This window comes from Capsulimonas sp. (assembly GCF_039929585.1).
Lineage (GTDB): Bacteria > Armatimonadota > Armatimonadia > Armatimonadales > Capsulimonadaceae > Capsulimonas.
The window spans coordinates 1-25,104 of sequence record NZ_JBDSQY010000068.1 but is presented as its reverse complement, the minus strand read 5'-3'; the positions used below and the strand labels follow the sequence as shown (position 1 = coordinate 25,104).

20 protein-coding genes are annotated in these 25,104 nt (G+C 60.4%); 13 read left to right on the top strand and 7 right to left on the bottom strand.

Annotated features, from left to right (window positions below):
• Positions 1–130 precede the first annotated feature (130 nt).
• The gene (locus ABIZ35_RS04705) at positions 131–697 is read left to right on the top strand and encodes a hypothetical protein (RefSeq protein WP_348218714.1); all 567 of its coding nucleotides are present in this window, start codon (positions 131–133) and stop codon (positions 695–697) included.
• Between the two features lie 227 nt (positions 698–924).
• Here ABIZ35_RS04705 and ABIZ35_RS04700 read toward each other — a convergent pair whose 3' ends face one another.
• The gene (locus tag ABIZ35_RS04700; RefSeq protein WP_348218713.1) at positions 925–2,400 is read right to left on the bottom strand and encodes a rhamnulokinase family protein; all 1,476 of its coding nucleotides are present in this window, start codon (positions 2,398–2,400) and stop codon (positions 925–927) included.
• A 181-nt stretch (positions 2,401–2,581) separates the two neighbouring features.
• Between ABIZ35_RS04700 and ABIZ35_RS04695 the strand changes: the two genes are divergently transcribed.
• The 6 genes from ABIZ35_RS04695 (at position 2,582) to ABIZ35_RS04670 (ending at position 10,869) form a co-directional block, all read left to right on the top strand.
• On the top strand, positions 2,582–4,654 hold the full coding sequence (locus ABIZ35_RS04695) for a bifunctional aldolase/short-chain dehydrogenase (RefSeq protein WP_348218712.1): 2,073 nt from the start codon (positions 2,582–2,584) through the stop codon (positions 4,652–4,654).
• Between the two features lie 46 nt (positions 4,655–4,700).
• Positions 4,701–6,947, top strand: coding sequence for a glycoside hydrolase family 95 protein (locus ABIZ35_RS04690; protein ID WP_348218711.1), 2,247 nt, complete (start codon positions 4,701–4,703; stop codon positions 6,945–6,947).
• Between the two features lie 168 nt (positions 6,948–7,115).
• Positions 7,116–7,877 carry a DeoR/GlpR family DNA-binding transcription regulator gene (locus ABIZ35_RS04685; protein ID WP_348218710.1) on the top strand — a complete coding sequence of 254 codons (762 nt, stop codon included), beginning with the start codon at positions 7,116–7,118 and terminating at the stop codon, positions 7,875–7,877.
• A 12-nt stretch (positions 7,878–7,889) separates the two neighbouring features.
• A complete protein-coding gene (locus ABIZ35_RS04680) occupies positions 7,890–8,615 on the top strand; it encodes a (Fe-S)-binding protein (RefSeq protein ID WP_348218709.1) in 726 nt (241 codons plus the stop codon).
• An 82-nt stretch (positions 8,616–8,697) separates the two neighbouring features.
• Positions 8,698–10,164: a LutB/LldF family L-lactate oxidation iron-sulfur protein gene (locus tag ABIZ35_RS04675; RefSeq protein ID WP_348218708.1), complete on the top strand. Its 1,467-nt coding sequence runs from the start codon at positions 8,698–8,700 to the stop codon at positions 10,162–10,164.
• Positions 10,165–10,869: a lactate utilization protein gene (locus tag ABIZ35_RS04670; RefSeq protein ID WP_348218707.1), complete on the top strand. Its 705-nt coding sequence runs from the start codon at positions 10,165–10,167 to the stop codon at positions 10,867–10,869.
• 164 nt (positions 10,870–11,033) lie between these two features.
• Here ABIZ35_RS04670 and tnpA read toward each other — a convergent pair whose 3' ends face one another.
• Positions 11,034–11,489, bottom strand: a complete 456-nt coding sequence (gene tnpA, locus ABIZ35_RS04665) for an IS200/IS605 family transposase (RefSeq protein WP_348218706.1) — start codon at positions 11,487–11,489, stop codon at positions 11,034–11,036.
• A gap of 218 nt (positions 11,490–11,707) precedes the next feature.
• On the opposite strand from tnpA, the gene aroF reads away from it, so the two are divergent.
• Both aroF and ABIZ35_RS04655 read left to right on the top strand, forming a co-directional pair.
• On the top strand, positions 11,708–12,739 hold the full coding sequence (aroF, locus tag ABIZ35_RS04660; protein ID WP_348218705.1) for a 3-deoxy-7-phosphoheptulonate synthase: 1,032 nt from the start codon (positions 11,708–11,710) through the stop codon (positions 12,737–12,739).
• A gap of 4 nt (positions 12,740–12,743) precedes the next feature.
• Positions 12,744–13,622 carry a prephenate dehydrogenase/arogenate dehydrogenase family protein gene (locus ABIZ35_RS04655; protein WP_348218704.1) on the top strand — a complete coding sequence of 293 codons (879 nt, stop codon included), beginning with the start codon at positions 12,744–12,746 and terminating at the stop codon, positions 13,620–13,622.
• Between the two features lie 75 nt (positions 13,623–13,697).
• Here ABIZ35_RS04655 and ABIZ35_RS04650 read toward each other — a convergent pair whose 3' ends face one another.
• The 4 genes from ABIZ35_RS04650 to ABIZ35_RS04635 all read right to left on the bottom strand — a co-directional run bounded on the left by ABIZ35_RS04650 (position 13,698) and on the right by ABIZ35_RS04635 (position 19,830).
• Positions 13,698–14,432: a DUF1559 domain-containing protein gene (locus ABIZ35_RS04650; protein WP_348218703.1), complete on the bottom strand. Its 735-nt coding sequence runs from the start codon at positions 14,430–14,432 to the stop codon at positions 13,698–13,700.
• Positions 14,433–14,579: 147 nt separating this feature from the next.
• On the bottom strand, positions 14,580–15,473 hold the full coding sequence (locus ABIZ35_RS04645; RefSeq protein WP_348218702.1) for an HDOD domain-containing protein: 894 nt from the start codon (positions 15,471–15,473) through the stop codon (positions 14,580–14,582).
• A gap of 42 nt (positions 15,474–15,515) precedes the next feature.
• Positions 15,516–16,412: an HDOD domain-containing protein gene (locus ABIZ35_RS04640; RefSeq protein ID WP_348218701.1), complete on the bottom strand. Its 897-nt coding sequence runs from the start codon at positions 16,410–16,412 to the stop codon at positions 15,516–15,518.
• 94 nt (positions 16,413–16,506) lie between these two features.
• On the bottom strand, positions 16,507–19,830 hold the full coding sequence (locus tag ABIZ35_RS04635; RefSeq protein ID WP_348218700.1) for a PAS domain S-box protein: 3,324 nt from the start codon (positions 19,828–19,830) through the stop codon (positions 16,507–16,509).
• Positions 19,831–20,022: 192 nt separating this feature from the next.
• Here ABIZ35_RS04635 and ABIZ35_RS04630 point away from each other — a divergent pair, with 192 nt between their 5' ends.
• The 4 genes from ABIZ35_RS04630 to ABIZ35_RS04615 are packed head-to-tail and all read left to right on the top strand — an operon-like array spanning position 20,023 to position 24,523.
• Complete coding sequence (locus tag ABIZ35_RS04630) at positions 20,023–20,622, top strand: biliverdin-producing heme oxygenase (RefSeq protein ID WP_348218699.1); 600 nt, start codon at positions 20,023–20,025, stop codon at positions 20,620–20,622.
• Positions 20,619–22,904 (top strand): ATP-binding protein, encoded by a 2,286-nt coding sequence (locus ABIZ35_RS04625; protein WP_348218698.1) that lies wholly within the window; start codon positions 20,619–20,621, stop codon positions 22,902–22,904. The genes ABIZ35_RS04630 and ABIZ35_RS04625 overlap by 4 nt, the downstream gene beginning before the upstream one ends.
• A 55-nt stretch (positions 22,905–22,959) precedes the next feature.
• Positions 22,960–24,102 (top strand): ATP-binding protein, encoded by a 1,143-nt coding sequence (locus tag ABIZ35_RS04620; protein ID WP_348218697.1) that lies wholly within the window; start codon positions 22,960–22,962, stop codon positions 24,100–24,102.
• Positions 24,092–24,523 (top strand): response regulator, encoded by a 432-nt coding sequence (locus tag ABIZ35_RS04615; RefSeq protein ID WP_348218696.1) that lies wholly within the window; start codon positions 24,092–24,094, stop codon positions 24,521–24,523. The genes ABIZ35_RS04620 and ABIZ35_RS04615 overlap by 11 nt, the downstream gene beginning before the upstream one ends.
• Before the next feature lie 61 nt (positions 24,524–24,584).
• Here the strand turns inward: ABIZ35_RS04615 and ABIZ35_RS04610 are convergent, their stop codons facing one another.
• Positions 24,585–24,959, bottom strand: coding sequence for an RNHCP domain-containing protein (locus ABIZ35_RS04610; RefSeq protein ID WP_348218695.1), 375 nt, complete (start codon positions 24,957–24,959; stop codon positions 24,585–24,587).
• Positions 24,960–25,104 lie beyond the last annotated feature (145 nt).

The following is a 25,104-nucleotide window of genomic DNA, read 5'->3' as shown; positions in this document are numbered from 1 at the left end:
GAATTGTGGAATCGAAAAGCAAGCGGACGGAGGTATTATTACCTCACGTCCGCTTTTTTGTGACCGACTATACAATTCGTCTCTCTGCTGTTTGGAAAAACGAGCGTCTCGCTTCTGGAGTAACAATCATATGCGCTTCCATACTTGCTTTCGTTCCATGGTCCTCGCTGGTTTGCTGGCTTCTGCTCTGTCGCCGGTCAGCGCCTTTGGGGCGCGTCTGATCACGGTCAATGTCGAGTGGAGATTGGACGCCGGCGCCGCGCCGGCCCCGAGCATCACGGGCGCGCCTGCGGCAAGCGCCTCGGTCGGGGTGGGGAAGACATCTGCTGGGACGAAGGCCGGCGGTGTAGGCGATAAGGGGGCTTCGCTGAGCGTCACAGTCGCCGAAGACGCGCTGGGTTCCGCGACTTACCATTCGGCGACGTTCGGGGATTTGCTGGTCACGGTCCGTCCTCACGTCAACGCCAGCGGTTCGGTATTCGCCAATATCCTCGTTCGCCGCACCTTCGAAAGCGCGAAGACCGAAGTCTCCACGTCACAAAACTTCAATGGCCCCGCGTTCGTGCTCCTCGGTCGTACATCGTTCTCGCCCCCGTTCGCCAGCCCCGGTCAGGTCTACGCCACGGCAAGGATCGCAAAGGACTTCAAAGACCCATTCGCGCCGAACCCGACGCTGGGGAGCGGCGAGGCGAAGTAACCTATCCCCGCGCTTCGCGAGAAGCTTCCCCCCAATTCGTGTGGGTGTTTGGCCCCTCCGCCCCACAGATTTAGGATAGCCCCTCCGCCCCAATTCTGGGGGGCCGGAAAATGCCACTCTCCGAAATCTGGTCCCCCAGAATTGGGGCGGAGGGGCCATCTTCTCCCGGGGCGGAGGGGCCAAACACCCACACGAATTGGGGCGGAGGGGCTATCCGATTCCCTTCACTACTTCGCCCAAAGCTTCACAATCTCACGTTCCCGCTGCGCCCACTGCGCCTGCCGCGCCGGGTCAGGGACAAACGTCGAGACATCGGCCGAGCGGCGGGAGACTTCGCGCGCCTGTGTCCAGTCGGTTACGGCTCCGGAGGCCACCAGCTGGCCGAGGGCGTTGCCGAGCGCTGTGGCTTCGGACGGGCCTGACTTGACAGTCACGCCGCAGGCGTCGGCGGTCCATTGGTTGAGCAAAAGATTCTGCGAACCGCCGCCGATCACATGGAGCACGTCGAACTCCTCGCCGAGCAAGCGTCCGAGATCGCGCAGGGACAGTCGATACGCCATCGCCAGGCTTTCCAGGCAGCAGCGGATCAAAGCCCCGGCGTCGGCCGGCAGCGTTTGGCCGGTTTCAGCGCAGGCGGCTCGAATCTCTTCCGCCATGTCGGCGGGGGCCAGAAATCGCGGGGCGACGGCGTCGATGAGCGGACCGTCGGGGCGCGCGGCTTCCGCGAGCGTGACCAACTCAGGATAAGTAAATTGTCGTCCGGTGGTTTTCGCCAGCGAGCGTCGACATTCCTGCACCAGCCAGAGCCCCATGATGTTTTTCAGGAAACGTGTCGTTCCCGCAACGCCGCCTTCATTGCTGAATCCCCGCTTCATGGCTTCGCGGCTCAGCACCGGAGCGGGAAGTTCGGCGCCAAGCAGAGACCAGGTGCCGGAGGAAAGAAAGGCCCACCGCTCCCCCGACTTCACGGGCGTGGCGGCGACGGCGCTTGCGGTGTCGTGCGTGCCTGGCGCATAAACAGGAATCCCACCAAGCGTCTCGCCGACACGCGATCCAGGAGAAACGACTTCGCCGAGAAAGTGTGAGGGAAGGCCGAGGCGATCCAACAGATCCGTGTTCCAGCCGCCGACGCCGGGGCGCTGCATCTGCGTGGTGCTGGCGTTCGTGCCCTCAACGACTAAGGAGCGCTTGCCGGTCAGGACGTTGTGCAGCAGATCGGGGATCAAAAGAAGCCGGCGCGCGCGGTCCAAAACTTCCGGGCTGTCTTTCTGACGCGCGGCAATCTGGTAAAGGGTATTAAAAGAAAGAGGCTGAATGCCGGTGGCGTCCCATAGCTCCTCGCGGGTGATGCGCGACAGGACATCTTCATGTGCGGCGGCGTGGGAGAGATCGCGATACGCGACCGGCGGCGCCAGCAAAACGCCGTCGGCGTTCAGAAAGCCGTGGTCCACGCCCCAGCTGTCCACGCCGACGCCATGCAGAGCGCCGTCACCGCTCGCCTTGGTCAAGAGAGCCTCAACTTCACCGCCGATGCGCGCAAAGTCCCAGCGGCGCACACCGTCCGGGCCCAGGTCCTCGCGGCCGCGCCCCGTCTCAAAGCGACCGATCTCGCTGAGGGCCACGCGTTCTCCATCGAACTCCGCCACCACCCCGCGCCCGCTCTCCGCCCCCAAATCCACCGCCAAAAATCGTTGAGACGCCACTCAATTGCTCCTTAGTCGTCCATAAGTCATCCAGAATGCACTAACCTATTATGTCATACATTCCGCCCGTTTATCCATAATTTCCTTTTGATTTTTGAATAGTTTGTTGACAGTTTATATAAAATCAGATATAATCAAACACAAACCCAAACATTAGTGTGGGGATTTTGGAGGATTTTGTATGCCGATCAACCGGTGGGATAACGCCGTAGCGCAGCCGCTTCAGGGCGTTGAAGAACTCAGATATCGCTCGAATCTCTTGGGACAAGACCGGACCGTCTGCAACTGGGGCGGCGGCAACACGTCCTTCAAGACGACCGGCACGGACTTCCGTGGCCGTCCCGTCAATATTATGTGGGTCAAGGGCAGCGGCTCGGACCTGGCCGACGCCACCGCGAAGAACTTCACCGCGCTGGACCTCGACGACGTTCTGCCCCTCTTTGAGCGTGAAGAGATGGTCGACGAAGAGATGGTCGCTTACCTCACGCAGTGCATGATCGATCCGAAGCATCCGCGTATGTCGATCGAAACCCTGCTGCATGCCTTCCTCCCTTATCCCCATGTGGATCACGCGCATCCCGACGCCATTATCAGCATCTGCTGCGCCGACAACGGCAAGGAAGTTGCCAAGGAGATCTGGGGCGACAAGTTCGTCTGGGTCGATTATATCCGACCTGGCTTTACTTTGTCCAAGCAAATCGCGCAGGGCGTCAAAGATAACCCGAACGCCGAACTGGTCCTGATGGCGAAGCATGGCCTCGTCACCTGGGGCGAGACTTCGGAAGAAGCGTATCATAAGACGATTGCGACGATCCAGCAGGCTGAAGACTACATCGCCGAGCGCGTCACGAAATTGGGCGACGGCCTGTTCGGCGGCGCCAAGCATCAGGCGCTGGACGCCGACAAGCGCCGCGAGATCGCCGCGCAGGTCTTCCCAGTCATCCGCGGCTTAGTCGGCAAAGACGCCCGCATGATCCTAAACTACGACGACAACGAGAAGGTCCTCCAGTTCGTCAACAGCCAGGACGCCGGCAAGCTGGGCGAAATTGGCGCCGCCTGCCCAGACCACCTCGTCCACACCAAACGCACTCCCCTGCTCGTCGACTGGAACCCGGCCACCGGCGACGTCGAAGCATTAAAAGCCGCTCTCGCGACCGGCATTGCCGCTTACAATATCGATTACAAGTCGTACTTCGATACGAACAAGATCGAAGGCGACGTGATGTCGGCCCCGCCGCCGCGCGTGATCTTGATCCCCGGCATCGGTCTGGTCAGCACCGGCAAGACGAAGGCCGTTTCGGAAGTCAGCACCGCCCTTTACAATCGCGCCATCGCCGTCATGACCGGCAGCACCGCGCTCGGCAACTTCATCTCCCTCTCGCCCGCTGAGTCCTTCGCGGTCGAGTACTGGCCGCTGGAGCTCTACAAGATGAGCCTGGCGCCCGCGGAAGTCGAGTTCTCTCGCCAGATCGCCTTCATCACGGGCGGCGGCGGCGGCATCGGCAGCGCCACGGCGCGTGTGCTGGTCAAGAGCGGCGCGCACGTCGTGCTCGCCGACATCAATCTGGAGACGGCGCAGGCCGCCGCCGATGAGCTGAACAAGAAGGCCGGCGCAGGCCGCGCGGTCGCCGTCAAGCTGGACGTCACCGACGAAGAGCAGGTTCTGAAGGCTTACCAAGACGCCATTCTCGCCTACGGCGGGGTGGACGTCATCGTCAACAACGCCGGCCTCGCGACTTCCAGCCCGTTCGATCAGACAACACTCAAGGAGTGGAACCTGAACAACAACGTGCTGAGCACCGGCTACTTCCTGGTGGCCCGCGAAGCCTTCAAGATTATGAAGGCGCAGGCCACGGGCGGATCGATGGTGTTCGTCGGCTCCAAGAACAGCGTCTACGCCGGTAAGAACGCGGCCGCTTACAGCACCGCAAAGGCCGCCGAGCTGCACCTGGCCCGCTGCATCGCCGCCGAGGGCGGCGAGTTCGGCATCCGGGTGAACACGGTCCTTCCCGACGCCGTCCTTTCGGGCTCGGCGATCTGGAACTCCGGATGGCGCAACGAGCGCGCCGCCGCCTACAACATCAACCCGGATCAGCTGGAAGAGTACTACCGCAAGCGCACCACGCTTCTGGTGAACATTCTGCCGGAAGATATCGCAAACTCGATCGCCTTCCTGGCCGGCTCGCAGGCCGCAAAGACCACAGGCTGCTTCATTACAGTAGACGGCGGCGTCCCCGCCGCATTCTCACGGTAATCTAGTCTGAGATATCGACGCACTAACAGTGAGGTTAAATGCTGATATGACCCGTACCGTACTCATCGCTGTTTTCGGGGCGCTCTGCGCCACGCTGCTAACCACGGGATGCGAGGCCGCGCGTCGGAAACCCGACGCCAAGCCGCTCACCCTTTGGTATCCACAGCCGGCCAAGGTCTGGATGACTGAAGCCCTGCCGATCGGCAACGGCCGCCTCGGCGGCATGCTGTTCGGCGGTCTGGACAGCGAACACATCCAGTTCAACGAGGACAGCCTCTGGACCGGCGATGAGCACGAGACGGGCGCGTATCAAGCATTTGGCGATCTGTTCTTCGATCTCGGACACGACGCCGCGACGAACTATCGCCGCGAGTTAGACATTGCGCACGCCGTTCACAAGGTCAGCTATGACTTGAACGGCGTGCACTACACCCGCGAAGCTTTTTCCAGCCATCCCGCCGAAGTGCTCGTCGTGCGCTTCACGGCAAGCAAGCCCGGCCAGTACACTGGCCTGATCCGTATGACAGACATGCACAGCGGCAAGATCACCGCAACGGCAAGTCGTCTGACCGATGTCGGCGCGCTCGACAACCATATGAAGTACGAGGCGCAGGCGCTTGTCCAAAATAAGGGCGGCGCGGTGCGCGAAGACGCGGCGGGGATCCATGTGGATCACGCGGACAGCGTCACGATTATTTTAGGCGCCGGCACGGACTTCCTGCAAAACGCCGGCAAGGGCTGGCGCGGCGACGATCCTCATGCGCGCGTTGCCGCTCAAGTCGATTCGGCGGCAAAGATAAGTTTTGATTCTCTGCGCAAGGCGCATATCGCCAACTATGAGAAGCTTTTCCAGAAAATGACGATTGATCTGGGCGCTTCGGACACGAGCGTCGCCGCTCAGGATACGGCGGCCCGTCTCGCCGCCTACTCCAAAGGACACGATCCGGAATTAGAGTCGCTGTTCTTCCAGTACGGCCGCTATCTGATGATCTCGTCGTCGCGCCCCGGCGGACTGCCGACCAACCTTCAGGGCATCTGGAACGACAGCAATAATCCGCCGTGGCGCTCGGATTATCATGCGGACATCAACGTCCAGATGAATTATTGGTTCACGGACCTGGCCAATCTGTCCGAAAGCTTCGATCCGATGTTCCAGTGGGTGGACAGCACACGCGGCGTTCGCACCAAGCAGACACAAGAAGAGTATCATGTGCGCGGCTGGACCACGCGCGCCGAAAACGGCGTCTTCGGCGGCTCGACCTGGTCCTGGATCCCTGCCGCCAATGCCTGGCTTTGCCAGAACCTTTGGGATCACTACGCTTATACACAAGACAAAGCCTATCTTGCGAAGCTCTATCCGATCCTGAAAGAAGTTTGCAATTACTGGGAAGACCGTCTGAAAGCGCAGCCCGACGGAACGCTCGTCATCCCCAACGGCTGGTCGCCAGAGCACGGCCCGAATGAAGACGGCGTCTCCTTCGATCAAGAGTTGGTCTGGGACGTTTTCAATAACTATGTCGCCGCCAGCAAAGATTTGAACGTGGACGCCGATTATCGCGCCAAGATCCAGGGCATGCGCGACAAGCTGCTGGTCCCCAAAATCGGCAAGTGGGGTCAGCTTCAGGAGTGGATGGTGGACCGCGACGATCCGACCGACAAGCACCGCCACGTCTCGCATCTGGTCGGCCTGTACCCTGGCAACCAGTTCTCGCCGCGCACGACGCCCGCCTTGGCCGAAGCCGCAAAAGTCTCGCTCAATGGACGCGGCGACGAAAGCACCGGCTGGGCGATGGCCTGGCGCATCAACCTGTGGGCGCGCCTGCTCGATGGCGACCACGCCTACAAGCTGCTGCACAACCAATTGACGCTCGCCGGCTCACAGGGCATGGACTATATGGAAGGCGGCGGCACATATCCGAACATGTTCGACGCCCACCCACCTTTCCAGATCGACGGCAACTTCGGCGGCCCCGCCGGCATCGCCGAGATGCTGCTGCAAAGCCAAACGGGCGTGATCGACCTTCTACCTGCCCTTCCCTCGGTATGGCCGACAGGCTCGGTGACAGGATTGAAAGCGCGCGGCGGCTACGAAGTCGATCTGACCTGGGCTGGCGGCAAGCTTCAAAGCGCATCACTGAAGAGCCACACCAATCGCGTCACACAACTGCGCACCGCGCAGCCGGTGACGGTGACGTGTGACGGTCGCAATGTCGAGGCCAAGCCGCTGGGCGACGGCGTGATCGAGTTCGCCGCCAAGGCGGGGAAGAGTTATACGATCCACCCCGCTTCCTAAACGTCACCAGGTGGCATGCCGGCGGCTTTGCGCAGGCATGTTCGTCGATCGAGAAGAAACGCAACGTTCCACTTCGTACGCAATACATGCCTGCGCAGAGCCGCCGGCATGCCACCCAGTAGTCGAGGACCGAACCAATCGTATACGATCAGGTATCATAACACCACTATGCTAGTCGCCGAACGTCATCGCGAGATTATCGCGCTGGTCGATAAAGAAAAAAGTGTCCGCGTTGCGGGACTCGCCAAACTGTTCCAAGTCACCGAAGAAACTATTCGGCGGGATTTGGAGAAGCTGGAGGCCGAAGGTGTCCTGCTGCGCAGTCACGGCGGCGCCGTGTCCATTCGGAGCGGAGGGCGCGAGGCGTCGTATTCCGAGCGTGAGGTGAGCTTTGCGTCGGAGAAGTCGGCAATCGCTCGCGAGGCCGTGCGCCTGATCGAAGAGGGCGACACAATCATCATCGACGCCAGCACGACCGCGTGGCAGATGACCAAGCTGCTTCCAGATATGCCGCTGACCGTGGTGACCAACGCGATGCAGGTCTGTATTGAACTCGCCAACCGGCCGCGTATTCGGGTCATCTGCACCGGAGGATCGCTGAGCGCGCCCTCGCTTTCGTTCACCGGCGCACGCGCCGAACTGGCGCTGGCAGAGTATCACGTCAACCGTCTGTTCTTCTCGTGCACGGGCGTCGATCTCGAACATGGGCTCAGCGACGTCAACGAGGCGCAGGCGACATTAAAGCAAAAGATGATGTCGATCGCGGACCGTTCCTATCTGCTGGTCGATAAGAGCAAATTCGGCGTCAAGGCGCTGAAACGATTTGGCGGCCTCGGCGATGTCGACGAGGTGATCACGAACACGGGCGTCGAACCGGCGACCGTGCAGGAAATCACCGCGCTGGGCGTGACCGTGACTGCGGCGAAATAGTAGAGTAGTATTATGCGCGTCACTCTGTTTATTACCTGTCTGGTGGACCAGTTCTACCCCAATGTCGGCGTCAGTATGGTCCGCCTGCTGCGCCGCTATGGCTGCGAAGTCGAATTCCCACAATCGCAAACCTGCTGCGGGCAGCCCGCGTTCAACAGCGGCTACGTCCGCGAAGCGCGCGAAGTGGCGACGAATCAGCTGAACGCCTTCGAGGGCGCCGAATACGTCGTCTCACCCTCGGGCTCATGCAGCGGCATGATCCACCACTACTATCACGAGCTCTTCGCCGACGATCCCAAGCTGTCCGCCCGCGCCGACGCGCTCGCGGCCAAGACCTACGAGTTCTCCCAGTTCCTGGTGAACGTCCTCGGCGTTACCGACGTCGGCGCCGTCTGCCCGCACACCGTCACTTATCATCCTGCCTGCCACGGCTCACGGATTCTCGGGATCAAAAACGAACCGATGGCGCTTCTGCAAAACGTCGAGGGGATTACTCTGCTCCCTCTCGCCAAAGCTGAGGACTGCTGCGGCTTCGGCGGCGCCTTCTCCGTGAAGCTCGGCGACATCTCCGGCGCGATGGTGAACGAAAAAGTCGATCACATTGGCGAGGCCGACGCGGACTTTTTGGTGAGCGGCGATATGGGATGCCTGATGAACATGGGCGGCCAGATGAAGAAGCGGGGACTGAAAACGGAGCCGCTGCACCTGGCGGAGTTTTTGTATCGGTTTAGCAGTTAGATCAAAGGCGCCTTGCCTTAGTTTTAATTCGTTTTCGACGCCATTGGCGTCCCAACATCCAGCGCATAGCAAGGAATACACCATGGCGCAAACAAAATCCACACTCAAACAGCGAGCGAACGTCGCCTTCCAGGATGACTTCCTGCGCAAAGCCGTGCGCTTCACCGCCGACCGCCTGCGTGGACGCAAGGCGGACAGCACCGGGGCGCTGGGCGACTGGGAAGAGTGGCGCGAGCGCGGCCGCGCCATCCGCTCGCACGTCATTGAAAACTTAGACTACTATCTGGATCAGTTTATCCGAAACGCCGAGAAGCGCGGGATCCACGTCCATTTCGCGAAGAACACGGAAGAGGCGATTGCGATCTCGTTGAAGATCGCTAAGGACAAGAACACCAAGCTGGTCGCCAAGTCCAAGAGCATGGTGTCGGAAGAGATCCATCTCAATCACCACTTCGAAGAACAGGGCATCGAATGCCTGGAGACGGACCTGGGCGAGTGGATCGTGCAGCTCGCGCATGAAACGCCGTCGCATATTATCATCCCTGCCATCCATAAGAACCGTTTCCAAGTTCAAGAGCTGTTCGAGAAGGAAAGCGGTGAGAAGCTTTCGTCCGATACGAAAGTTCTCGCGGGATACGCGCGGCGTAAGCTCCGGCAGCGCTTCGCCGAAGCGGAGATCGGCCTGACGGGATGTAACTTCGCCCTCGCCGAAAGCGGGTCCGTCGTGCTCTTCAGCAACGAGGGCAACGCGCGTATGGTGACGACGCTCCCCAAAACCCACATCGTGATGATGGGCATGGAGCGGATCATCCCGTCCTGGGAAGATTTGGAAGTGATGGCCAATCTCCTGCCGCGCAGCGCCACGGGCCAGAAGATCACCGTCTACATGACCGCTCTTTCGGGGCCACGCCGCGCCGGAGAAGTGGACGGTCCCGAGGATGTCCACATTATCATTCTGGACAACGGGCGCTCGGCAATTTTGGGCGACGACGAGTTCCAGGAAGTGCTGAACTGTATTCGATGCGGCGCCTGTCTCAACGTCTGCCCCGTATATCGCCAGGTCGGCGGGCATACCTATGGCGGCACGTACAGCGGGCCGATCGGCGCGGTCATCACGCCGCTTCTGATGGAAGATAAAAAACAGTGGGGCGAGCTGGCCTACGCCTCCAGCCTTTGCGGCGCATGTCACGAAGCCTGTCCCGTCAAAATCCCCCTGCACGACATGCTCGTACATCTACGCCGACGCTACGTGGAGGCAGGGTTCACGCCGCTCACCGAACGCATGGCGTACAAAGGCTTCGCCGCCGGGTTCAAGAGCGCGGGCGCATACAAGCTGGCGGGCAAGTCCGCGCGCTGGGTGCAATTGACCATGATGGGCGATGAAAAAGAAGAGTCCGTCCTGGCGAAGAACACACCGATGCACGGCTGGACCAAGTACCGCACGCTGCCCGAGCCGACCAAGAAGGCCTTCCGGGACCGCTGGGCCGACCTCGCCGCCGAGCCGCCGCAGGCCCCGCGCGGACAAAAGCCGAAGAAAGAGACCGAGTAAATGGAGCGAGACCAGCTTTTCCAGCGCATCGCCGACCGCCTCGGCCGGCCGATGCCCGCCGCGCCGCCCGTCCGTGAAGTGCGCGGCGTCTCCGAGACCTACGCAAACGCTCCTTACGGCGCCGACGCCGGGACCGTGGATCGTGTGACCCGATTTGCCTCCGAGCTCGACGCCCTCGGCGGGCACGCCACGATCGTCGACACTCCGGCCGCCGCATCCCAGGCGCTCAAAAATCTGCTGGATGAACTGACCCCGGACACGATTATCACCTGGGAGCGTCAGGATTTCGCCGACTTCGATTTGGAATGGCTCTGGGACGAGCGCCACGCCCGTTCCTGGGTCGCAGAAAATCCCAAGACCGAAGAAGCCTCTCTGGCGGAGGCCGCCGAGCGCGCCGACATCGGCGTAACCCTCACCGACGCCGCCATCGCCAACACCGGCACCCTCGTGCTCTGGACCACCCCAAAGCACGCCCGCAGCGTCAGCTTATTGCCAACCGCACACATCGCGATTGTCCGCGAATCGCAGATCGTGGATCGCATGGGCGAAGCGCTCGCCAAAGTGACCGCGCTCGCGCATGGCGATGTGCCGTCGTCGGTGCATTTTATTACGGGACCTAGTCGGTCGTCGGATATTGAGAATGACCTGAGTATCGGGGTGCACGGGCCAGCGGCGCTCTATGCGATTCTGTGCCGGGGGTGCTGAGGGGGGATTTTGCGGCGTACAGAACGCACATAATGCAGCCCTCGCAACGCTACAATAACGGCAATCCTAAAATAGACCATTATTAAAAATGCACGATAGCGCCGTTTATCATGCCCGGATTAGAACCCGGGTATAAAACCCGGGCCTTGGGAGCGGCTTCGCCGCTAGCCGTCCGTTCCGGACGGAGGATTGTGGGACAGGGCCTCAATGTTCTCGACAGAAGCCCATAGTTTGTTTGCAGAATGATGCATCTTCTGATTTTGAATATAGCCGATAACTCTTGCGCATTGTTTTTGACTGAAGCTAAAAACACCATAACCTTCCTGCCATCCAAAGAATTCACCCTCATCGATACGATTGCGCACCAGTGTCGAGGAAACGCCTTTTACTTGCTGCATGAGTTGCGCGATAGATATCGTCGTGGGAAACGAAATAGCCAAATGCATATGATCCGACATACCACCGATCGCTAAAACCTGGCAATTCATTTTTTGACAGACATCTTCGATGCAGCGATAAATATCAGGCTCCATCGTATCCAAGATCAACGGATTTCTCTGATAGGTCGCCCAAACCAGATGCAAATAAACGTTTACTGTATTACGTTTCACATACGCCATCAATCCACTCCGCTCCAATCACAAACGCCAACGCCATAATCTCTTCCGTCCGGAACGGATGGCTAGCGCGCAGCGCTCCCAAGGCCTGGGTTTTATACCCGGGTTCTAATCCAGGCTTTCAACCAATTATACCGCCCGCCCGCTTCACACCCAATCTTGACTCCCACCCCGAAAAACAGGTATACTTTCCGCTAATATCTTGTCCAGGGCGGAACTCCATGATCATCATCCTCTCGTCACAGGCGACGAAAGACAATCTTTCACACGTAATGCAGATGCTCGAAGATCGCGGCTACGCCGTGCATCTTTCGGAAGGCGTCGAGCGCACCATTGTCGGCGCGGTCGGCGTTCCCGCCGACCCCACGCAGAAGGCGGCGGTCATGGAGCAGTTTGAAGCCCTGGCCTATGTCGAGAAAGTCGTTTCTGTCTCCAAGCCGTATAAAGTCGTCAACAAGGCGTTCCATCCAGAACCCACGATCATTGATGTTCGCGGCATCAAGATCGGCGATCCGACGGCAATTATCATGATGGCCGGTCCGTGCACCGTCGAAACCGAAGACCAGCTCATGGTCGCCGCGCGCGCCGTCAAGGCCGCCGGCGCCACGATCCTGCGCGGCGGCGCGTTCAAGCCGAGCACCAGTCCCTACTCGTTCCATGGACATGGCGAGGCGGCCCTGAAGATGCTGGCGGCGGCGCGCGAAGAGCTGAACATGCCGATCATCACGGAAGTCATGGACGTTCGCGATGTCGAGATGGTTTGCCAGTACGCCGACATTCTCCAGATCGGCACGCGCAACATGGCGAACTTCAGCCTGCTGAACGAAGTCGGCAAGACCCAGACCCCGGTCATGCTGAAGCGCGGCATGGCGGCGACGATCGAAGAGTGGCTCCAGGCCGCCGAATACATCGCGAACCAGGGCAACAAGAATATCATGCTCTGCGAGCGCGGCATCCGGACGTTCGAGACCTACACGCGCAACACCTTCGACATCAACGCGATCCCCGCATTGAAAGAGCTTTCGCACCTGCCCGTGATCGCCGACCCATCGCATGCGACCGGCAAGGCGAGCCTGGTCAGCGCGGTCTCCCGCGCGGCGGTCGCCGCCGGCGCGGACGGCCTGATCATCGAAGTCCATCACAACCCGGAGAAGGCGCTGAAGGACGGCGCGCAGTCGCTGCTGCCGACCGCATTCGAGAAGCTGATGGCCGATCTCGCTCCGATTTGCGCCGCCGTCGGACGCAGCCTCTAAGCCTATGAGTGGAGAAGGAAGCTTTCCCACCCGTTTCGGAACCGTGGCGATCGTGGGGGTCGGCCTGATGGGCGGCTCCCTCGGTCTGGCTCTCCGTCAGCGCCGCCTCGCGCATCGGGTGATCGGTATCGGCCGCGACGCCGCCCGCCTCTCGCACGCCGTCGCCCTCGGCGCCATCGATAGCTTTCAAACCGACATCGCCGTGGGCGTCGAAGACGCCGACGTTGTCGTCCTCTGCTCCACCATCGGCCACATCCTCGAAGTCCTGCCCGGCGTGCTCAGCGCTATCAAGCCCGGCGCCGTCGTCACCGATGTCGGCAGCACCAAGACGACGATCGTCGAAGCCGCCGCAGCCTTCCCAAATTTTGTCGGCGGACACCCGATGGCCGGCTCCGAGCGCGGCGGCGTCGAAGCCGCCACCGCCCTGCTCTACCAGGAAGCCACTTGGGCCATTACTCCTACCGACACGACCGATCCCGCCGCCCTGCGCATTGTCACAGCCTTAGCCCAGGAAATTGGCGCGACGACGCTCTTACTTGATCCCAAGTCCCACGACGCCATGGTGGCGGTCACCAGCCACCTCCCTCACGTCCTGGCCACCTCCCTCATGCGCAGCGCCGCCCTCGCAACCCAAACCCTACCCCAAACCCCACGCCTCTCCGCCGGCAGCTTCGCCGACATGACCCGCGTCTCCGCCTCCCCCGCCCCCATCTGGCGCGACATCTGCCTCACCAACCGCGACGCCATCCTGGCCGCGATTGCAAGTTTCCGTGGAGAGCTGGACGCGCTGGAGAAGGCGATTGCGAACAGCGACACAGCAGCAATTGAAGAACTTTTCGCAGGCGGAGCCGAAGCCAAGAACGAATGGGGCGCGGAGCGCTAGACCAATGCAAAGCAAAGCCCCCCGAGGACTTCCATGAAGTCTTCAGGGGGCTTTGGTACGTAAGGTATTGGGGTGTTAAGGAACCCAGACAGTGCATCCACTCATCGACTGACCTTCGGGGACAATATTCGGTGTGATGGGCAACGCTTGATCCATTTGGGCTGGTGTTGGAGCGGCCCCACTCGCCGGGACAGGAAGAACTGGGCTAATCTTCACATGACCATCGAAATACAGAAAATTCGCACGCCCCGTATGGCGAGAAATGCCATGATCTGAGTTCACCAATCGCCATCCTTCACACCACAAGGAATAATCTGCATTCAATCCATTACCTGTCGTAGCGTTTGTTGGCGCTTTGTTGGCGTCGGTTCCACTGGTGCTCCCGTCCGCCGCCAATATTGTTACCGATGGAGCAGGAATAGCCGCTAGTGACTGAAGCGACGAGTAATTATTAGCGACATAACTACTAGCGTTTGGCTGAATGTCGTCAGGGCAACGATAGACACCAGCGCTTTTGACGTAAGGGTAGATGGCGTAAGGCCAATATTGCAATGCGCCGGCATTAATATTATTATTTGTGCCGTTAATGGCGGGAAACATCTCGTCGTTGTCCTGCACATACTGGGCAAACCCTAGACCGATCTGGCGCAGGTTGCTGTTGCAGCTAATCTGGCGGGCCTTCTCGCGGGCTTTGGCGAAGACGGGGAAGAGTATAGCGGCGAGAATCGCGATAATAGCGATCACAACGAGTAGTTCGATGAGAGTAAAACCTAACGCGGTATAGTGAGAGCGGGTTTTGTTGACTTTCATGAAGGAGACCTCTGGGTTTAAAATAGAGTACGCTTGGCAGATTGGCTACTCAGCTGAGTTCTATTTTACCAAGGGATCATGAAGACAACATGAAGCGAAGGATATTTTCATGCTTTTTGAGAGCTTCTCAAAATGATCGCGTGTCGCTTATCCCGTCGCCATCTTGAGGAATTCCTGGCAGTCCATAAACTTTCGCTTCGTCTCGTGATCGATCGCTTTCCAGTTGTCTGGACCGAAACCGAGCCATTTTTCGACTTCTGGAGACATCGCGGGGATCATGCGGTCGCCGCCATTGCCCAGAGAAAGGCGACGGGCGACGATATCAGCGGCGTGAATTACGGCGGTGACCTGGACATGCTCGCCGGCGGTAATCGGCTGGTGATGCAGCGCCATCATCGCGGTGAGCGCGGGCGGCAGGTTCCATTTCTCCGCGATGCGCTTGCTGACCAGCGCGTGTCCTACCCCAAGGGCTTTTTTCTCGGATTCCCAGATCGAAATGTTGGCCGCCATCGCCAGCTTCAGCACAATGGCGTACTGGTCCGGAAAGAACTGGTCCAGAAATAGTTTGCCCATATCATGCAGCAGACCGCCGACGAACAGTTCTTCCTGCGCTTTGGGGGACAGCTTTTTCTGACGGCCGATCACGCCGGCGGCGACGCCGACCGCGATTGAGTGGGCCCAAAACGCTTCCCGGTCCAGCGCCGTAGAGCCGCGCCGGGCGCGGAAGGCGTTGAAAGCGCCGATGGAAGTCGTCAGATCGCGGACCGTGTTGAAGCCCAGAATCACGACGGCGTCGGTCACCGTGGTGACCTTACGCGGGAATCCGTAATAGGAGGAGTTCACCAGACGCAGGATCTTGGAGGCGATCGCCTGGTCGGCGGAAATCAGCCGGTTGAGGTCCTGCGCGGAGGTCCGGGGATCGTTGATCGTCTGCATAACGCGTACGACGACAGCCGGCAGCGGCGGCAAATCCTGCAGCTCATTGGCGATAACCGCAAGCAGCGCCTCTTGTTTGAGCTTGGTTTCGATTGTCGTAGCCATATCCCGTGTTCCACCTTCGTATCATGGCGCTCTGGCCGGGCGTTAGGAGCCTGCGGCCATCTTCAAGAATTCTTTCGCGCTTTCAAACTTCTGCAGCGTCTCTGCTTCAATACTCTCCCAGACGGCGGGCGGCAGCGCCAGCCACTGCTGGACTTCCGGAGCGAGAGTCGGCGCGATATCGTCTCCGGCAAAGCCCAGCTTCAATTTGTGGGCGATCCGGTCGGCGGCGTGAACAATCGCCGTAATCTCAAAATGGTCTTTCGCGAACGCCGGCTGATGGTGGAGAGTAATCATGGAGGTGAGCGAAGGCGGCAGGTTCCACTTCTCCGCGATTCGCTTGCCGACGAGCGGATGCCCTACCCCCAGCGCTGTTTTTTCGGATTCCCAAATGGAAATCTTCGCGGCGCGCGCCAGCTTGATCGCAATGGCGTACTGATCGGGAAAGTACTGGTCGAGAAACAATTTGCCGATGTCGTGCAGCAGGCCGCCGACAAACACTTCCTCGGCGAGCTTGGTCGGGATCGACTTGCGCTTCGCAATGACCCCGGCGGCGACAGCGACCCCAATGGAGTGCGACCAGAACATCTGGCGGTCCAGGGCGGTCGGCGCTCCGTTTCCGTCGAAGCTGTTGAAAACTCCCAGCGACGTCACCAGATTGCGCACGGTGTTGAAGCCGAGAATGACGACAGCATGCGTGATCGTGGTAATCCGGCGCGGAAATCCATAATACGAAGAGTTAACAAGACGCAGCACTTTACTGGCGATCGCCTGATCGCTGGAGATCAATCGATTGAGATCGGAGGCCGATGTCGTTGGATCGTTGATCGTCTGCATGACGCGCACGACGACGGCAGGCAGCGGCGGCAAGTCTTGCAGCTCGTCCTCAATAATGCGCAGCAAACGCTCTTGCTTGAGTTTTGTTTCGATTGTGGTGGCCAAAGAACAGATCCTCGCACATCAATATGTGCTGACTAGCAACGTTTCGGATAGATTGATTATCGGCGAAAATACGGGCAAACTGGAGACGAACGCCTTATTCCGAGTGATTGACGCCGGGTTCCTCTTGCGCCTTGGGCCGGCGCGCCTTAAGGAACGCCTGGACGCAGGTAGAATCCCATTGCGTCCCGGCGCCGTCCGTCAGAATGGCGAGCGCCTTCTCCTCCGGCATGCCCTTACGGTAAGGCCGATGGGTCGTCATGGCGCTGAAGGCGTCGGCGACCGCCATCACGCGCGCCGTCAGGGGAATCTCCTGACCGCTCAGGCCGCTCGGGTAACCGCCCCCGTCCCATCGCTCGTGATGATGCCGCACGGCGTCCAGTGTATCTGCAAGACCCGGCACGGCTCCCACAATGATGGCGCCGATCGTGGGATGCTGACGGACCGCCTCGAATTCGTCTTCGGTCAATTTGCCCGGCTTGCGCAGGATATGATCCGGCACGCCGATCTTGCCGACATCGTGCAGCAGAGCGGCGATCCCCAGCCGCTGCTTCGCGGCTTCGCCCATTCCCAATTCCTCGGCGATTTCCAGACAGTAGATCAGCACATCTTCCGAATGCCGGCGCGTGTAGCGGTCTTTGTTGTCCACGGCGCTGACAAGGGCCGTCAGCATGGGGAAGCCTTCAACCGTGCGCGTCAGCGCGGCGAGCACCGCCTCCGAAGCGCTTCCTTCGCCGGATTTGGCGCGCGCCAGACGCTCAGCCGCGCAGGCAAGCACGTCGGTGCGGCCGGCGCCGTCGACGGGAAAGACCGCCGATCCGATCGAAACCGTCAGCGGGATCAGGTTGTCGGCGCCGGGAGGCCGGAACCCCGTGCGCGCCAGACCGTCATTGAGGCGCTCCTCCAGCACGGACATCTCATCGACATCCATACCGGGCAGGATCATGATGAACTCGTCGCCGCCGTACCGGCCCAGAATATCGTAGCCACGGCAGCATGAGGTCAAAGTCTGGGCGACCCGGCGCAGCACTTCGTCGCCGACGGCGTGACCGTAAGCATCATTGAAAAACGCGAAGTTGTCCAGGTCCAAAATGGCGACGCCCAGCGTCACACCGTCGCGCTGGGCGCGGTCGGCCTCTTCGTTCCATCGCTTGTGGAAGGCGCGGTGATTGAGCAGCCCGGTCAGCGGATCATGGTCGGCGCGCGCGATCGCCTCGCGCAGCATGTCCTCCCGCTCGGCCTCGAGCATTTTGCGCCGAGTAATATCCTCGACCGTGCCCTCATAATAGAGAACGGAGCCATCGTCGCCCAGAACGGCGCGCGCGTTCTCCGAAATCCATACGATTTCTCCGTCCACGCGAATCACCTGCGATTCGAAGTTCGAGATCGAGCCATTCCGCGAGATCAAAGACACAAACTCACTCCGTCGTTCCGAGAGCACATAAAGATCGTCCGCAATATCCTGCTGCCCCGCAACCAGCTGCACGGCGTCTTCATAGCCGTAAATCCGCGCAAGCGCGGGATTAGCGCTGAGATATTTCCCATCGGGAGTGGTCTGAAAAATGCCTTCGCTGGCGTTCTCGAAGATGCCTCGGTACTTCTCCTCGGTCGCGCGCAGGACGCGCTCTATCTCCATGCGCTCCGCGATTTCTCCCTGGAGGCTGGCGTTCGCCTCCTCCACGGCCGCCGTACGCTCTTCAACGCGCGCTTCCAAATATTCGTGCGCCCGCTCCAGCTCCAGCTGCGCTATGCGCCGATCGGTGACGTCGCGAGAGTGGACGATCAGTCCTTCCATCGTCGGATGTCCGGTGAGGGTGTTGCCGGTCATTTCCAAATACCGCCAGGAACCGTTTTTATGACGGGTACGGAATGTGAGCGGCTCGAAAAACCCACCCTTCCACATGGCGTCATGGAAGGCCAGATTGACGGTTTCCAAATCCTCGGGGTGGATCACGCTGGCGTCGGCGGTCCCGACAAACTCCGACGGGTCGTAGCCGAGCACCCGGGTGAGGGAGGGGCTTTCGTAGAGAATAACGCCGTCGAAACCGATGACCGTAATGATATCCGAGCCGAACTCCGCGAGCAGACGGTATCGCTCCTCGCTTTCGGCGACCGCTTCCTCCATGCGCTTGCGCTCCGTGATGTCGCGCAGGCTGACCACGGAATAGACGCGTCCCTGATAGGTATAAACCGACGCATAAAGCTCAACATCGATCAGGCCGCCATCGGCGCGCACGCATCGCACCTCGTACGACGCTAGTACGTCCTGCCCTTTCGCGCGCATCGCCCCGCGCGTCGCCACCATCTCCCGATCCTCGGGGGCGATCAGGCTCCAGGTAGGCACGCTGGTCAGGTCTTCCTCGTTCTGGAATCCGAACAGTTTGAGCAGGGAGGAGTTGGCGTAAACCACTTCTCCGCCGGTGGACACCAGGATCGCATCCAGCGCGCAATCGAAGACGGCGCGGAACTGGATATCGCTGTCGCGCAGCGCTTCGGAACTTGCCACACGATCGGAAAGATCCCGCAGATAAGCCGAAAACTCCCGTTTTCCCGCACTATCGATTGCGGAAAGCGAAAGCTCGGCGGGAAATTCCGTCCCATCCTTACGTCGCGCGACCAATTCCACACGCTTTCCAACAAGCGAACCGGTTCCCGACGCCGCACATTCCGCCAGATTCTGGCGGTACGCGGCCCCAAGCCTCTCCGGAAAGATCAGTGATGTGACTTCCCGCCCTACTGCTTCCTCTCGCGTATAGCCAAATGTATGCTCGGCGGCGGGATTGAAATCAAGAACAGCCCCAGCGACATCGACTGTCACGATACAATCCAAAGCCGAATTGAAAATCGCTTCCTGACGCGCATGGCCGCCGCGCAGCTCGGCGGCGGCGGCGTCGCGCAGGGTCAGCGCGGCATCGCCCAGACGCAGCCCGTGACGCATTTCCAGCAGAGTGACCACCTGGCGGCTCAGCGCCTTCAGCGCTTGGATCTGCGCCGTCTCCAGAGTACGCGGCTGCACATCGACCACGCAGATCGTGCCCAGCGCATATCCGGCGGACGTGATCAGCGGGGCTCCGGCATAGAAACGCACATGGGGCTCTTCGGTCACCATGGGATTATCGGAAAATCTCAAATCACGCGTGGCGTCCGGCACGATCATAATGTCGTTTTGTAAGATAGTATGGGCGCAGAACGCCGTTCCGCGAGGCGTCTCGATTGCATCCATTCCAACTTTGGCCTTGAACCATTGGCGGCCTTCATCCACGAGAGTAATGAGCGCGATGGGGACGCCGCAGATTTGCGAGGCGAGCTTCACCAGATCGTCAAAGATCGCTTCTTCCTCAGTATCAAGGATTCCATACGCATGGAGCTGCTCCAAGCGCGCCGCTTCCCAGTTCGGATCTATTGTCGTCGCAATTTCCACAGCTACATCCGTTCTTCTGTCTCTCCCCATCAGATTGTGGAGGGAGAAATACTCACGCACTTTAGTTATCGGCGTTTGGGCGTCATATCTTTCGGTCAATCGTCATGATTTTTTTGCGAACGCCTGGCTCATGTCCACTTCTTTTGTGGTACATAGTTCTTAGCGGCGCTTTGCGGCGTCTGGAAATACAATATGTCCATCGAACTTCTCCGCCTCGCGACACGTCCGGACCATCAGCAGATGGAAGACCGGCTCGACATTCGGGCGCAGTGCGCGACGCCCCATTCCTACCGGCGGCTATTGGAGCGCTTTTACGGTTTCTATCGTCCCTATGAAACGGCGCTCAAATCGACGGAGGGGTTTCTTCCTCCCCTGATCGATTTGGCGGCGCGCACACGTCTGCCCAGCCTGGCTTCGGACCTGCGGGCGATGGGACTATCGGAGGACCAGTGCTCGCGGCTGCCGGAGTGCCCGGATGCGCCTCGCCCCAAGACGCGCGCCGAAGCTCTGGGATGCCTGTACGTGACTGAGGGGTCGACCCTTGGCGGCCAGATCATCCGGCGCATGATCCAAGAAACTTATGGAACAGACGCGCTGCCGACGGCGTTCTTCGACGGCTACGGCGCTCAGACGGGACGCCGCTGGCGCGATCTGTGCGCGGCGGTGGACGGAGCCGATCTGTCCGGCGACGATCGGGACGCCATGACCAGCGCCGCGCGCCGCGTGTTCCGTACACTCGAAACATGGCTCTGCGCGGAGCCTTCAGATAAGAATCAGAAAGAAGATGAATGACTGAAGCGCCTGCTCTCCACATCGCCGTCGATCTCACGAACTGCGACCGCGAGCCGATCCACATCCCGGGCCGTATCCAGCCGCACGGGGCGCTGCTCGCATTCTCCGCGCCTGGCCTGCGCCTCACGCACATTAGCGATAATACCGAGAGCCTCTTCGGAATTCCCGCTGCCCCCTTGCTGGGAACTGACTGCGGTGCATTGATCGGCATTCGAGGGATACAGCATTTGCGCGCCTGCCTCAGCGCATCAGACCCCAGCCGCGCATATCCAATCAAGCTCACCGTAAATACGCCTTCCGGCCCATCGCGATTTGAGGGAGCCGTGCATAAAACCGATCAGGCGCTGATACTGGAGCTGGAGCCGTCGCTTGGAGGAGCCGGCGTCGAGTTTCTGAGTTTCTACCACGCTGTGCGCGATTCTCTGACGCGGCTGCAGCGGACCTCGGGCGTGGAGGCCCTCTGCCAGTTCGCCGCCGAGGAAGTGCGCCGCATTACGGGTTTCGACCGCGTGATGGGATATCGGTTCGACGAAGAATGGAACGGAGCGGTCATCGCCGAGGCGAAGCGCGCGGACATGGGATCGTGGCTGGGACTGCGTTACCCGGCGTCGGACATTCCCAGTCAGGCGCGCGCCCTTTATACGCGCAACTGGCTGCGGATGGCCTTCGATGTGGGCTGCACACCGGCGGCGCTCCTCGCCGCTCCAGAGACGGCGCAAACGCCGCTGGACCTGAGCTTTTCGATCCTGCGCGCGGTTTCCCCCATCCATATCCAATATCTCAAGAACATGGGCGTCGGCGCCTCCATGTCCGTCTCGATCATGCGCGACGACAAGCTCTGGGGGCTAATCGCCTGCCACCACGAGACAGCGCGGTTTCTCCCTTACGAAACACGCGCCGCCTGCGAGTTTCTGGGGCAGATCCTGTCGGTGCAGATCGCAGCCGGCGAGGATGTCGAGGAGCAAGGGTATATCGCGCGCCTGCGCGACATTCGGATGCGGCTTCAGGACGGCCTGCGCGACTGGAGCACGGAAGCCAAATTCCCACACGCGCTGGAAAGCGATCTGCTCGAACTGTTCGGCGCTTCGGGCGCCACGATCTGTATCGGCGGTGAAATCGACGCCATTGGTCAAACGCCGGCCGCCGCCGAGATCCAGAAGATCATCGAGCATCTCAAGATGAGGCCTGAAGAGGAAGTTTACGCGACGGAATCGCTCGCGCGAGACATGCCCGGCTTGGAGGTTCCTGCGGAGACGGCAAGCGGAATCCTCGCGCTGTTTATCGAACGAAGCCGCGGCGATTGCTTGCTGTGGTTCCGTCCCGAAGTTATCCGCACCGTCGATTGGGCCGGCGATCCGCACAAGCCCGTCGATCCGGAAGGCGACTCGATGGTTTTGCACCCGCGCAAATCGTTCGAGATCTGGAAGCAGTCCGTCCGAGACCGTTCGCTGTCCTGGCGCTCCGCCGACCTGACGACGGCGGCGGAGATGCGGGCCGCGCTGCTTGGGGCCTCCCTGCGCCGCGCCTTTGCCGAAGTCAGCCGTTTGAACAGCGAACTGAAATCGAGCAACGCGGAGCTGGACGCCTTCGCCTATATCGTCTCGCACGATCTGAAAGAGCCGCTGCGCGGCATCCGAAACTACGCGGCCATCCTCGCCGAGGATCAAGCCGAAGCGCTGACCGAGGAAGGACAAGAACAGCTCACCACCCTCACCGCGCTGACGGGACGCATGGAGGGATTGATCGATTCCCTCCTGGAATACTCCCGCGTCGGCCGTGTGGAGATGGAGTTCGAGCCGATCGATCTGAACAAGGTCGCCGCCGAGACCAGGCAGATCCTGCACACGCAGCTGGAGCAGCCCGGCATGGAGCTGCGCATTCCTCGTCCGCTCCCCACGCTTCCCGCCGACCATGTGCGCATCGGCCATGTCTACCAAAATCTGATCGGCAACGCCCTCAAATACCGCGATGGCGCAGGCGGCTGGATCGAGCTGGGATACACCGACGACGGCTCCGTGCGGCCTCCCGGCGAGGAAGGCGGCGATACGATTCCTATTGTCCTCTGGGTCCGGGATAACGGGATCGGGATTCCGGAGCGGCGCTGGGACGACGTGTTTCAGATCTTCCGGAGGCTTCATGGGCGCGACAAGTACGGCGGCGGCAGCGGCGCTGGCCTCACTATCGTCAAACGCATCGTCGAGCGTCACGGCGGCCGGATCTGGATCGACAGCGCCGTGGGCTCAGGAACCACGTTTTACTTTACGCTGGCGCGGCCGCGTTAGAACGGAGCAGCCTGGACCGCGAACGAAGTCTTAGGCAAACCCAATGATATCCCGTATGCCGCGCGAAATATTAATCATCGACGATACCCCGGAGGACCGCGCGATCCTCCGGCGCTATTTGCAGTTGGAGACGGAGTACGTCAATACGTTCATTGAAGCGGAAAACGGCGAGGAAGGGCTTCAGCGATACTTAGAGCACGCGCCGGACTGCGTTCTGCTGGATTACCAGATGCCGGATATGGATGGGGTAGAGCTGCTGGAGGCGCTCCGCGAGGCGTCGCCGTTCGGCATATTCCCCATTGTCCTGCTGACCGGGATCTCCAGTCAAAGCGTCGCGCTCACGGCGATGAAGCTCGGCGCGCAGGACTATCTGATCAAGGGCCAGGCCGGTCCCGAGGAAGTCTCGCGCGCCGTTCGGAACGCCATGGACCGCACGAGCATGCTGACGATCCTCGACGAGCAGCGACGCTCTTTAGAGGCGAAGAACGCGGAGCTGGAGCGCCGCAACGCGGAACTAGACCAGTTCGCCTATGTCGCATCCCACGACTTAAAGGCGCCGCTGCGCGGCATCGCGACGATCGCCAATTGGATCCAGGAAGACCTGGGGACGCAGCTGACGCCGGAGATCGCCAACCAGCTGCGCCGTCTTAGCGGCCGAGTCAGTCGCATGGAAGGATTGATCGACGGTCTGCTGCAATACGCCCGGGTCGGCCGCATCGTCGTTCAGCCAGAGAGGGTGGATACCGGGGCGCTGGTCCGGGAAACGATCGACCTGCTGTCGGCGCCTCCGGAGTTTCAATTCGCGATCGCTTCGGGAATGCCTACATTTCTGACGGAGCGTCTGCGCCTGCAGCAAGTATTCTTAAATCTGATCGGCAATGGGGTAAAACATCATCATCGCCCGGACGGGCGCATCACGATCGGCTGGGAAGATTTGGGAACAATGTCTCAGTTCTCCGTCTCGGACGATGGTCCTGGCATCGAGCCGCAGTACCATGAGAAGATATTTACGATCTTCCAAACACTGCTGGCGCGCGACAAGATGGAGAACACGGGAATTGGACTGTCGCTCGTCAAAAAAATCGTCGAGGAGCAGTGGGGCCGGGTGACCGTCGAATCCTCCCCGGGGGAAGGGACGACCTTCCGATTTACCTGGCCGAAATCGCCACGGAAAGAAACGCACGCGAATGTCGAATAAGATCCTGAATATTCTGCTGGTGGAGGATGACGAAGTGGATGTGATGAACGTCCAGCGCTCCTTCAAACGCAACAATGTCGTCAATCCGCTTTATATCGCCGGCAACGGCTTAGAGGCGCTGGACATGCTGCGCGGCGTGGACGGCGCGCAGCCCGCGATCCCCGAGGAGCGTCGTTTAATCCTGCTCGATCTCAATATGCCGAAGATGAACGGCATCGAGTTCCTGCGCGAAGTGCGCAAGGACCCCAAACTGCAAAAGATCCCCGTCGTCGTCCTGACTACCTCCGACGAGGACCGCGACAAAGTCGCCGCCTACGAACTGAACGTCGCAGGCTATATCCTCAAGCCCGTAACTCTGACAAGCTTCATCGAAACGATGGCCGCCCTCAATCACTACTGGATGCTGAGCGAACTGCCGTAGGGATCTATGAGACCTATTCCCCCAGCGCGCTAAAGCGCGGGGGACTAGGTCCCTCACCAGATCACTTCCCCAGTCGGTCCAGCGGGAACGGCGGCTGGCCGAGGGGGCGCACGGCGAGCGAGATCAGGACGAGCTCGCTGTCGTCGCCGGCGATACGGTTGGAGTGCATCGCGCCGCAGCGAACGCAGCGATGGATGATCGCCCACTCGCCGCCCTTGCGCACCCACACCGCGACCGGCTCCATGGCGCCGCCGCAGTCCGCGGCGCGGTCTCCGGGAGCATTGTCGACGTGCTTACTCCACAAGCAGAGAGAACAGTGGTTACGGTGTTCCGTACCGAAGGCATTGGGAACGACTGGCTGGCCGCAGTGGACACACGGGAACCACGGCGGGTTGACGGAGCGTCGCTTCGCTCCGCGTTCGGGTCTTGGCTTCAACGGATTCTCCTGTCGAACGTTGTCGCCAGGCGCTGCGCGCCCGGCGCATGAGCTGTGACATGACGCCGCGCGCAGGCGCAGGCGTCCGAACGACTTGGAGCTGTGGCTGGCTATACATAGAGGCAATTCTCCCTTGAAGTGACAG

What these genes read in the sequence shown, in the direction of transcription:
- aroF (WP_348218705.1), top strand. Translation starts at nt 11,708, where the DNA reads ATGATCATCATCCTCTCGTCACAGGCGACGAAAGACAATCTTTCACAC.
- ABIZ35_RS04690 (WP_348218711.1), top strand. Translation starts at nt 4,701, where the DNA reads ATGACCCGTACCGTACTCATCGCTGTTTTCGGGGCGCTCTGCGCCACG.
- tnpA (WP_348218706.1), bottom strand. Translation starts at nt 11,489, where the DNA reads ATGGCGTATGTGAAACGTAATACAGTAAACGTTTATTTGCATCTGGTT.
- ABIZ35_RS04630 (WP_348218699.1), top strand. Translation starts at nt 20,023, where the DNA reads ATGTCCATCGAACTTCTCCGCCTCGCGACACGTCCGGACCATCAGCAG.
- ABIZ35_RS04675 (WP_348218708.1), top strand. Translation starts at nt 8,698, where the DNA reads ATGGCGCAAACAAAATCCACACTCAAACAGCGAGCGAACGTCGCCTTC.
- ABIZ35_RS04625 (WP_348218698.1), top strand. Translation starts at nt 20,619, where the DNA reads ATGACTGAAGCGCCTGCTCTCCACATCGCCGTCGATCTCACGAACTGC.
- ABIZ35_RS04620 (WP_348218697.1), top strand. Translation starts at nt 22,960, where the DNA reads ATGCCGCGCGAAATATTAATCATCGACGATACCCCGGAGGACCGCGCG.
- ABIZ35_RS04685 (WP_348218710.1), top strand. Translation starts at nt 7,116, where the DNA reads ATGCTAGTCGCCGAACGTCATCGCGAGATTATCGCGCTGGTCGATAAA.
- ABIZ35_RS04655 (WP_348218704.1), top strand. Translation starts at nt 12,744, where the DNA reads ATGAGTGGAGAAGGAAGCTTTCCCACCCGTTTCGGAACCGTGGCGATC.
- ABIZ35_RS04705 (WP_348218714.1), top strand. Translation starts at nt 131, where the DNA reads ATGCGCTTCCATACTTGCTTTCGTTCCATGGTCCTCGCTGGTTTGCTG.
- ABIZ35_RS04670 (WP_348218707.1), top strand. Translation starts at nt 10,165, where the DNA reads ATGGAGCGAGACCAGCTTTTCCAGCGCATCGCCGACCGCCTCGGCCGG.
- ABIZ35_RS04645 (WP_348218702.1), bottom strand. Translation starts at nt 15,473, where the DNA reads ATGGCTACGACAATCGAAACCAAGCTCAAACAAGAGGCGCTGCTTGCG.
- ABIZ35_RS04650 (WP_348218703.1), bottom strand. Translation starts at nt 14,432, where the DNA reads ATGAAAGTCAACAAAACCCGCTCTCACTATACCGCGTTAGGTTTTACT.
- ABIZ35_RS04695 (WP_348218712.1), top strand. Translation starts at nt 2,582, where the DNA reads ATGCCGATCAACCGGTGGGATAACGCCGTAGCGCAGCCGCTTCAGGGC.
- ABIZ35_RS04615 (WP_348218696.1), top strand. Translation starts at nt 24,092, where the DNA reads ATGTCGAATAAGATCCTGAATATTCTGCTGGTGGAGGATGACGAAGTG.
- ABIZ35_RS04680 (WP_348218709.1), top strand. Translation starts at nt 7,890, where the DNA reads ATGCGCGTCACTCTGTTTATTACCTGTCTGGTGGACCAGTTCTACCCC.